This is a genomic window from Brevundimonas sp. (assembly GCF_036399195.1).
Classification (GTDB): Bacteria; Pseudomonadota; Alphaproteobacteria; order Caulobacterales; family Caulobacteraceae; genus Brevundimonas.
The window spans coordinates 1-8,920 of record NZ_DASWNO010000088.1; the positions used below are offsets into that span (position 1 = coordinate 1).

Genomic DNA, 8,920 nt, shown 5'->3' on the forward strand with positions numbered 1-8,920 from the left:
CATCCCCCTCGACGCCGGCGCGACCGGAACCGGCCCGTCTCGCGAGCCGTGGACCACACCCGAGGGGCTTACCGTCGCGACCGCCTACGGACCGGAAGCCCTGCAGGGACTCGCCGCCATTCACGGCCTGCCGGGGATCGCCCCCTACGTGCGCGGGCCCTATCCGACCATGTATGCGTCCAACCCCTGGACCATCCGCCAGTACGCCGGCTTCTCCACCGCCGAGGCGTCGAACGCCTTCTATCGCCGCAACCTCGCCGCCGGTCAGAAGGGCCTGTCGATCGCCTTCGATCTGGCCACCCACCGCGGCTATGACTCGGACCATCCGCGGGTGAAGGGAGACGTCGGCATGGCCGGGGTGGCCATCGACAGCATCTACGACATGCGGACGCTGTTCGACGGCATCCCGCTGGACCAGATGTCGGTGTCGATGACGATGAACGGCGCGGTATTGCCGATTCTCGCCCTCTACGTCGTCGCGGCGGAAGAGCAGGGCGTGCCGCACGCGGCCCTGACCGGGACCATCCAGAACGACATCCTCAAGGAGTTCATGGTCCGCAACACCTACATCTATCCGCCCGAACCCTCGATGCGGATCGTGTCGGACATCTTCGCCTGGACCGCCGAGCACACCCCGAAATTCAATTCGATCTCGATCAGCGGCTATCACATGCAGGAGGCGGGGGCCTCGGCCGATCTGGAGCTGGCCTACACCCTCGCCGACGGCGTCGAATACCTGAAGGCCGGGGTCGCGGCGGGCATGGACGTCGACCGGTTCGCGCCGCGCCTGAGCTTCTTCTGGGCCATCGGCATGAACTATTTCATGGAGGTGGCCAAGCTGCGCGCCGGCCGCCTGCTGTGGGCCGAGGCGGTGGCGAAGTTCGGCGCCAAGGATCCCAAGTCCCTGGCCCTGCGCGCCCATTGCCAGACCTCGGGCTGGTCGCTGGCGGCGCAGGACGTGTTCAACAATGTGCCGCGCACCATGGTCGAGGCCATGGCCGCGGCGGGGGGCCAGACCCAGAGCCTGCACACCAATGCGCTGGACGAGGCGCTGGCCCTGCCCACCGACTTCTCGGCCCGCATCGCCCGCAACACCCAGCTGCTGCTGCAGATGGAGACCGGCCTGACCCGCGTCATCGATCCCTGGGGCGGCAGCTTCTACGTCGAGCGCCTGACCCACGAGCTGGCCGAAAAGGCCCGCGCCCTGATGGCCGAGGTCGAGACGCTGGGCGGGATGGCGAAAGCAATCGACGCCGGCGTGCCCAAGCTGCGGATCGAGGAGGCCGCGGCCCGGACGCAGGCGCGGATCGACACCGGTCAGCAGACCGTGGTCGGCGTGAACCGCTACCTGTCCGACGCCGTCGACGACATCCCCATGCTGAAGGTCGACAACGCCGCCGTTCTGGCCGCCCAGATCGACAAGCTGAAGCGACTGCGCGCCGAACGCGACGAAGCGAAGACCCAGGCGGCGCTGACCGCCCTAACCGAGGGCGCGCGCGGGACCGCCAATCTGCTGGAGCTGTCGGTGCAGGCGGCCCGCGCCTACGCCACCGTCGGCGAAATCTCCGACGCGCTGGAAGCCGCCTTCGGCCGCCACGTCGCCAGCGTGAAGACCGTCTCCGGCGTCTATGCGAGGGAAGCCGGCGCGGATCCGAAAATCAGCCGCGCCCGCGACATGGTCGCCGCCTTCGTCGAGAACGACGGCGGCCCGCCCCGCATCCTGATCGCCAAACTGGGACAGGACGGCCACGACCGCGGCCAGAAGGTGGTCGCCACCGCCTATGGCGACCTCGGGCTCGAGGCCACGGCTGGCTCCCTGTTCCAGACGCCCGAAGAAGCGGCGAAGGAGGCGGTCGAGCGCAACGTCCACGCCGTCGGCGCCTCGTCGCTGGCGGCGGGACACCTGACGTTGGTGCCTGAGCTGAAGGCCGAGCTGGAAAAGCTCGGGCGGCCAGACATCATGATCGTGGTGGGCGGGGTCATCCCGCCGTCGGACGTCCAGACCCTGATCGATCTCGGCGCCGCCGCCGTCTATCCGCCCGGCTCGGTCATCGCCGACACCGCCATCGATCTGATCGAGAAGCTGAACCAGCGCCTCGGCTACGCCCAGAAGGGCTGATCACGGACGCTGGCGTTCGGGGATGGCCGCCACCTGTTCCGGCGTCAGCTGACGGCTGAGACGGACGCGGCAGACGGTGTTGGCGCTCGTGGAGCCGGGGACGACGACCCGCGCCCAGTCGTCGGTGCACAGCCGCGATCCGCCGATACCGTCGGGGATCAGGGCCACCCGTTGGGCGAAGTCGAGGTCCGTGCAGCCGCCGGCGGCGCTCAGCTCGTACACCGCGCTGCGCCCGACGCGCAGATATAGCTGGCCCGTGTCGCCCTGGCGGTAGTTGCTGACCTGCCGGACGTCGAAACACTGGCGCGGCGACTGGCCGGCCGTCGATGCTCCCGTGGCCGCTCCGTCCATCGGAGCGCAAGCCCCCGCGGCGGTGAGGGTGAAGACGGCGAGAGCGAGGGCGGTGCGCATGGTGTTCTCCGGGCGGCGACGCCGGCTCAATCGTCTGTCGGCGCAGCCGGTTGCACAAGGGTCCGGTTGAATCTCAGCGGATCGACGCGCGACGCCAGATCCACGGGCAGTGGCGACGGAGCGCCGACGGCGAGCGCGACGACATGCTCGGCCAACAATGGCGCGAGGCAGAACCCGCGCGATCCCAGCCCGCCCAGCAGGTAAAGGCCGGCCGCTCCCATTCCGCCCGCCAGCGGTAGCCGGTCGGGGGTCGTCGCGCGCACGGCGGTCCGGGCGCGGATGTCTCCACGGCGCGACAGCCCCGCCGCCATGGTCGGCATCCGCGCGGCCAAGGTCGCGAGATTGCGCGCTGACGCTTCGGTCGTCGGACCCCCGGCGCTTTCGCCCCGATCATGCGTCGCTCCAAAGAGGAGGCCGTGTCCCATAGGCGCGACATATCCTCCCCAGGCCGCGGCGGGGCCTTCGGCGTCATCGACCCAATCCGCCTGGCCTCGGACCGGCGCGAGCGGCAGGAGTGAAGCCAGCGCGGCCGTTCCCCATCCGGCGGCGATCACAACGACCTGAGCGGAAACGATTGTTCGGCCCTCCCGGTCCAGCAGGCGCCATCCGTCGTCTGACCGAGCGATACGCGCAACCTGCCCTGTCGCGCGCCGGGCGGAGCCCAGCCAGGCGGAAAGCACAGCCGCCGGCCGCAGGGCCAAGGCCTCCCGCATCCACAGCCCGCCCACGCCGACCCGCTCCCCCAGCCGCGCCGAACAGGCGTCGGCGTCCAGCGTCGTCATCGCGCCTTCGGGCCAAATCGCCTGGACGGCGACCTTGCCGAACCGGCGGCCGTCGCGGGCCGTCTGTTCCAGTTGCAGCACCCCTCGGGTCACCACGGCGTTCGGCACGGGGGCATAAAGGGCGCCGGCCCGCTCCAGCGCCTGCGCATGCAGCGCCGCGATCGCTTCGTCGCCCGCGTCGAGACGTGGCGTCACCAGCGCCGCCGGGAATCCGGACGCGCCCGCGCCCGGCCCTTCCGCCTCGACCACCACGGCTTCGATACCGAGCGCGGCGGACGCTCGCGCAAGCGCGGCGCCGGCGACGCCGGCCCCGATGATCGCGATTGACGGGGTATCCGGCGTCTGGGGCGAGTGGTCCGGGAAGACCCCCTCGAGCCGCTCGCGCTTGCGCCCGTGTCCCGGCCGCTTCTGGATGGTGAAGCCGCGCGCCGCGAGCCCCCGTCGCACCGACCCCGCGACGGTGAAGGTCGCCAGCCGCGCACCCGGCGCCGAGCGGGCCACGATCGCGTCCAGCACCGCCTCGGACCACATCTCCGGATTGGTCGAAGGCGCGAACCCGTCGAGGAACCAGGCGTCGGCGTGGCCGGACCAGCGCGCCAGCGCGCTTTCCACATTTCCAACCGCGACATCGACGACGGCGTCGAACCCCGGCAGGTCCAGGCGGTGGAAGCCGGGCGTCGGCTCCGGCCACGCCGCCAGAAGGGCCGACGCGGAGCCGGCCAGTTCCGGCCAGGCCGCGAGGGCGCGGGCCGCCTCCTCGCGTCGCAGCGGGAAGCCTTCAACGGAAAACACGTGCAGCCGCCCGCCCGCCGGGCGCTCCGCGCGCCACAGCGCCAGCAGGGCGGCGATGTTCAGTCCCGTGCCGAAGCCGAGCTCGGCCACCGTGAACCGGCTTCGTCCTTTCCATGCTTCGGGCAGGCCGCACCCCGTCAGGAAGACGGCGCGGCTCTCGGCCAGACCGTCCTCGCGCGAGAAATAGACGTCGTCGAACCGGCCCGAGCGCGGGGCGCCGTCGTCCGTCCAGACCAGCTGGGGGGATCGGTCGTCGATCATGGCCTCCGGCCTATACGGCTGGCGCTGATCCGCAAGCCCGCCGTCAAAGCTGCGGTCCGGACAAAGAAAAAGGGCCGCCCCAGAGGACGGCCCTTCCTTCAGTCAGGCCCTGGAGCCTGTCTTGAAGTCGCTCTTAGTGAGCGGCTTTTTCTTCAGCAGCCGGAGCAGCGGCGGCCGGAGCCATCGCGCCGTCGGCGGCGGGGGCAGCGGTGGCGCCTTCGGCGGTGGCGGCGGCGGCGGTCGCGTCGGCGGCGGCAGCGTCGGCGGTCGCGGCAGCGTCCGTGGCGGTGTCGGCGGCGGCGGCGGCGTCGGTCGACGCGTCAGCAGCGGTGTCTTCGGCGGCGGGTTGGCAGGCGGCGAGGGCCAGAGCGGCGGCCGAAGCGGCGATCAGAGCGACGATGCGCATGGGTTTCTTCCTTCAGAAGGGTCACACGAGGTCATGAATCCTCGCAATCCCGAGATAACGGGAACGTGAGCACGAGCGCAAGCGAATTATCACGCGTTCGTGAAGCCTCGTGAGGGAAACCGCACATCGCCGTCCGGCGCCGCTCCGGCGCAACCCCTTACTGAGCGGGCGGGCTGGTGGTCGACGAGGTGGTGTTCTGATCCGTCGGCAGCGTGCCGGGGGTCTGGCCCGTGGTGCCGGTGGTGCCGGTGGCGCCCGCCGTGCCCGTGGTCCCGGTCGTGCCGGTCGTGGAGCCGTCCATCGTGCCGCCGGTCGTGCCAGTCGTGCCGGTCGTGCCCATGGCGCCCGTGTCGGCCGGAGCCATGGCCGAGGTGTCTTCGGCCGCGGTCGCGGCGGCGTCGGTCTTGGCGGCGTCGTCCTGGCCCGAGCAGGCGGCGAGGGCGAGCGCGCTGGCGGCGGCCAGGCTGATGATCTTGAAGTTCATGTCCGATTCTCCGGAGATCGCCCGACGGAGCACCCGCCGGTCCCAACGATCACGAAGCCGACAACCGAGAGCCCGCCTCCGCGTTCCCGATTTCGTGAGAATTTGTGAACCGGAGGGAAGTGGGCCACCACTCACCTCTTCGTCCTTCCGGGGCTGGGCCGGCGCAGCCGGGTCAGAACCCGGAACCCAGAAGACCGGGCGCCAAGGCCGCCGCTTCTACGACTTGTGCTGAGCCCCTGGGTTCCGGGTTCCGCTACGCGGCCCCGGAAAGACGTTAAGAGAACTACCCGTCCGCCGGCATTCTCCCGGCGTTCACCGCGATGCGTCCGATCAGGCCCTTCACGATCAGATCGACCGGCGACCCCTCGCGATAGTCGGCGGCGGCGACGAAGTTCACGCGGTCCTCCGAGATCAGCCGGTGGATCTTGGTCGCGTCACGCGGCGTGGTCTCAGGGTCGTAGACGGCGATCGAGAAGCCGCCCTTGGTGTGCATCATCTTCATGGTCGGCACGTCTGTGTCGCCGTCGCCGAGGAAGATCATCCGCTCGAACGGGATCGGCCGTTCGTCGTCGGGGATGAAGCGATTGATGCGCTCGTCGTCCCAGTGGTTGAACACGCCCTTGTTGATGCGGAACAGGTACTGGGTCTTGGTCGTGTAGTTGACGCCGACGGCCGGCCAGATCGCCACGTCCTCCGCGTCATAGACGTATTTCGAGGCGTAGACGTGCTTGAACGCCTTGGCGATCGGGCAGCCCTCGATCATCTCCGTCAGCCCGGCGGAGATGATGTAGTGCTCGATCTCGAGCCCGAACTGGTCGCCGAAGGCGTCCATCCGCTCGAACCAGCTCATGTCCCGCAGACCCTCGAACAGGGCCACGTCGCGGCCGTGGTCGCGCAACGCCTGCCGCGTCACCGGCTGACCGTTCTCGCGCGCAGCCTGCAGCATCATCTGCATGTACATCAGGATGCCGTCGCCGTCGGCGGCCTGGGTGGTGGGGAAGACGCTGTCCCAGAACTGTTTCGGCGTCATCCCGATCGATGGGATGAAGCTGACTTCCTGCATGTTGCCGCGCGCGAGCGTGCCGTCGAAGTCGTAGATCAGCGCGGTCTTCAGTCGTTTGGCCATGACGGGTCCGAGGGGTGGCTGGTGGCGAGGCGCGAGTGATTAGTGACTAGTGACTAGTGGTTAGCGCCGCCCGTTTCCAGCGCCGCCTGCGGGGAGCAGCGCCGGCGAGGCGGCGGCACCGCCGGCGCCCAGCCACTAGCCACTAGCCACTAATCACTCGCCACTCGCCATCCCCAGCCGCAACTCCGGCGCCGCCGCCACGCCCGCGGCTTCCAGCGGCAGGTGCAGGATGAAGGCCGCGCCCTTGCCGGGTTCGCTCTCGACCTCAGCCCAGCCGCCGTGCAGCTCGACCAAGGCCTTGACCAACGCCAGCCCGACGCCCGGCCCGCCGCGCTCCCGCCGGACGAAGCGGTCGAAGACGTGCGCCTGCAGGTGATAGGGAATGCCGCGCCCGCTGTCCTCGACCCGGATGCGGACCTCGGTGGTGGTCGCCTCGGCCGTCAGGGACACCGTCCCGCCCTCCGACACCGACCGCGCGGCGTTGTCGAGCAGGTGATCGAGCGCCTGCCCGACCCGCTGCGCATCGGCCCGGATCGGGCGGATCGACGGCGGGCACACGACCGTCAGACTGGCGCCCCGGCCTTCGATACGAGCGCGCGCCTTGTCGGCGGCGGCGTCCAGCAGGTCGCGGACCCGCACGTCGCCAAGAGTCAGCTCCATCTCGCCGGCATCGATCTGGGCCATGTCGAGCACATCGTCGATGGAGCCCGCCAGTTGGCTGGCGGCGACCCGGATGGCCCCGGCGTGCTGGCGGCTTCGCTCCGGCAGGTCGGCCTGCATCTCCAGCAGCTCCGAATAGCCGACGATGGTCGTCAGCGGGGTGCGCAGTTCGTAGGAGACGCTGCCGACGAACTCGCGCTTCAGCGCGGTCGACTCCTCCAGCGCCTGCGCCTTGGCCGCCAGCGCCTGTTCCAGCCCGCGTCGGGCAGTCACGTCGGAGAAGGCGACCAGCGTCGCTCCGTCCGGCAGCGGCCGGGTCAGCCAGGAGGCGATGCGTCCGTCCGTGGTGCGTCCCTCGCCGGCGATCGGCACCCGGCTCTCCGGATCGGGATCGGCCACCCGCGCCTTCAGCCCCAGCCAAAGGGCCGGGTCGGGCATGGTGGCGTGGCACAGGGCGGCCACGGCGTCGAAGTCGCTGGCGGCGTCCAGCGCCTCGCCGCTGACGCCCCAGAAATTGTCGAAGGCCTCGTTGTGCAGGCGGATGCGGCCGTCCGAGCCGAACACCGCGACGGCGTCGTTCAGCTTGTCCAGCGTCGCGGTCTGGACCTGGATCTGGGCGTTGAACCGGCTGCGCAGCTTCAGCTCGTCGGTGATGTCCGAGAACAGCAGCAACACCCCGCCCAGCGGGTGCGGCTGGCGCACCACGCGCAGGGTGCGTCCGTCGGGCAGGGACCAGCTGTCGTCCGGAGCCGCCTCGGCCGCGCCGTAGAAGTCCAGTTCGTTGGCCTTCCAGCCGGCGTAGTCGATCACTTCGGGCAGCATCCGGCGCTGGCGCAGCCGGTCCAACAGCTCGGCGTGCGTCGGCCGCTCGTCCAACCAGGCCGGATCGATGTTGAACAGGGTCTGGAAGGCCGTGTTGTGGAAGGCCAGCCGCTTGGACGGGCCGAAGATGGCGACCGCGTCGGCGAGATGGTTCAGGGTCTCGTCGTGGGCCTCGACGTGACGGCGCAGGGTGTCGCGCGTCTCTTCCGCCTCGGTCATGTCCAGCGCGAAGGCCAGCACCGCGCCGGCCCCGCCCTGAACCGGCTCGGCCACGATCCGCCACGCGCGTCGCCGCCCACCGCCGGTGGTCCAGCGGAAGCCGTCCTGAGGCTGCCGCGTCCGGGCCGCCTCGGCCACGATGACGTCGGCGCCGCGGTCGAAGCTGAGCCCCTGCTCGCGCGCCGCCTCGAGGCTGTCGGCCTTCATCTCGTCCAGCCAGGCCCGGTTCGCCCAGGCCAGCCGTCCGGCCGCGTCGGTGATCCATGTCGGGGCTGGATAGGAGTCCGCCAGCAGCCCCAGACCGCTTTCCGCCGCCGTGCCGACCAGCCCGAGCCGCGCCAGCTTCAGCCATGCCGCGCCGGCTGACGACCGGCCCTCGATCGACCAGGCGCCGGACGAGCCCTCCAGCACCGCGTCGAAGGGTTCGCCCCGGTCGATGAGAGCGTCCAGGCGCGCACCCTCGGCGGCGCGGACGGCGTCGAGCACCACCAGCGCCGGGTCCGCATCCGGCCCCGCGGCCATGTCCCGAACCAGTGCGCTCCACGCCGCCGGCGCGCCGAGCCGTCGGGTGCGTCCGTCGGGCGACAGGGCTAGCCGCACGTCCTCGAACGCCGCCAGCGCGCCGTCGCAGTCGGCCAGATCGGCGCGCACCCGCGTCAGCTCCGCCTCGGCCTCTCGGTGCCGGATCGCCAGACGGCCGCGCAGCCGGGCAGCCCACGCGCTGAGCGCCAGCGCCAGCCCGGCGGCGCCCGCGGTCGCGACATAGGCGATCTCGGCCTCGGCCATTTGGTCAGATCAGCTCCCACGCCCTGATTCGGTAACCATACCTGAAGAGGGA

General features: G+C 70.7%; 7 protein-coding genes. 1 reads left to right on the forward strand and 6 read right to left on the reverse strand.

Features of this window, described 5'->3' with window-relative positions; all coding sequences use genetic code 11:
• The first annotated feature begins 1 nt into the window (after position 1).
• Complete coding sequence (scpA, locus tag VGB60_RS04270) at positions 2 to 2,119, forward strand: methylmalonyl-CoA mutase (protein ID WP_331037037.1); 2,118 nt, start codon at positions 2 to 4, stop codon at positions 2,117 to 2,119.
• On the opposite strand, the gene VGB60_RS04275 is transcribed toward scpA, so the two are convergent.
• The 6 genes from VGB60_RS04275 to VGB60_RS04300 form a co-directional block, all read right to left on the reverse strand.
• Positions 2,120 to 2,530: a DUF6491 family protein gene (locus tag VGB60_RS04275; protein WP_331037038.1), complete on the reverse strand. Its 411-nt coding sequence runs from the start codon at positions 2,528 to 2,530 to the stop codon at positions 2,120 to 2,122.
• A gap of 26 nt (positions 2,531 to 2,556) precedes the next feature.
• Entirely contained in the window at positions 2,557 to 4,365 is a 1,809-nt protein-coding gene (gene mnmD / locus VGB60_RS04280; RefSeq protein WP_331037039.1) for a tRNA (5-methylaminomethyl-2-thiouridine)(34)-methyltransferase MnmD, read from the reverse strand.
• 133 nt (positions 4,366 to 4,498) lie between these two features.
• Positions 4,499 to 4,771, reverse strand: coding sequence for a hypothetical protein (locus VGB60_RS04285; RefSeq protein WP_331037040.1), 273 nt, complete (start codon positions 4,769 to 4,771; stop codon positions 4,499 to 4,501).
• Between the two features lie 157 nt (positions 4,772 to 4,928).
• Positions 4,929 to 5,255: a hypothetical protein gene (locus VGB60_RS04290; RefSeq protein WP_331037041.1), complete on the reverse strand. Its 327-nt coding sequence runs from the start codon at positions 5,253 to 5,255 to the stop codon at positions 4,929 to 4,931.
• A gap of 283 nt (positions 5,256 to 5,538) precedes the next feature.
• Complete coding sequence (locus VGB60_RS04295) at positions 5,539 to 6,381, reverse strand: HAD family hydrolase (protein ID WP_331037042.1); 843 nt, start codon at positions 6,379 to 6,381, stop codon at positions 5,539 to 5,541.
• Between the two features lie 153 nt (positions 6,382 to 6,534).
• Positions 6,535 to 8,868: a PAS domain-containing sensor histidine kinase gene (locus VGB60_RS04300; RefSeq protein WP_331037043.1), complete on the reverse strand. Its 2,334-nt coding sequence runs from the start codon at positions 8,866 to 8,868 to the stop codon at positions 6,535 to 6,537.
• Between the last annotated feature and the right edge of the window lie 52 nt (positions 8,869 to 8,920).

Coding starts and splice junctions, on each gene's coding strand:
- VGB60_RS04275 (WP_331037038.1), bottom strand. CDS start 2,530: ATGCGCACCGCCCTCGCTCTCGCCGTCTTCACCCTCACCGCCGCGGGG.
- mnmD (WP_331037039.1), bottom strand. CDS start 4,365: ATGATCGACGACCGATCCCCCCAGCTGGTCTGGACGGACGACGGCGCC.
- VGB60_RS04285 (WP_331037040.1), bottom strand. CDS start 4,771: ATGCGCATCGTCGCTCTGATCGCCGCTTCGGCCGCCGCTCTGGCCCTC.
- VGB60_RS04290 (WP_331037041.1), bottom strand. CDS start 5,255: ATGAACTTCAAGATCATCAGCCTGGCCGCCGCCAGCGCGCTCGCCCTC.
- VGB60_RS04295 (WP_331037042.1), bottom strand. CDS start 6,381: ATGGCCAAACGACTGAAGACCGCGCTGATCTACGACTTCGACGGCACG.
- VGB60_RS04300 (WP_331037043.1), bottom strand. CDS start 8,868: ATGGCCGAGGCCGAGATCGCCTATGTCGCGACCGCGGGCGCCGCCGGG.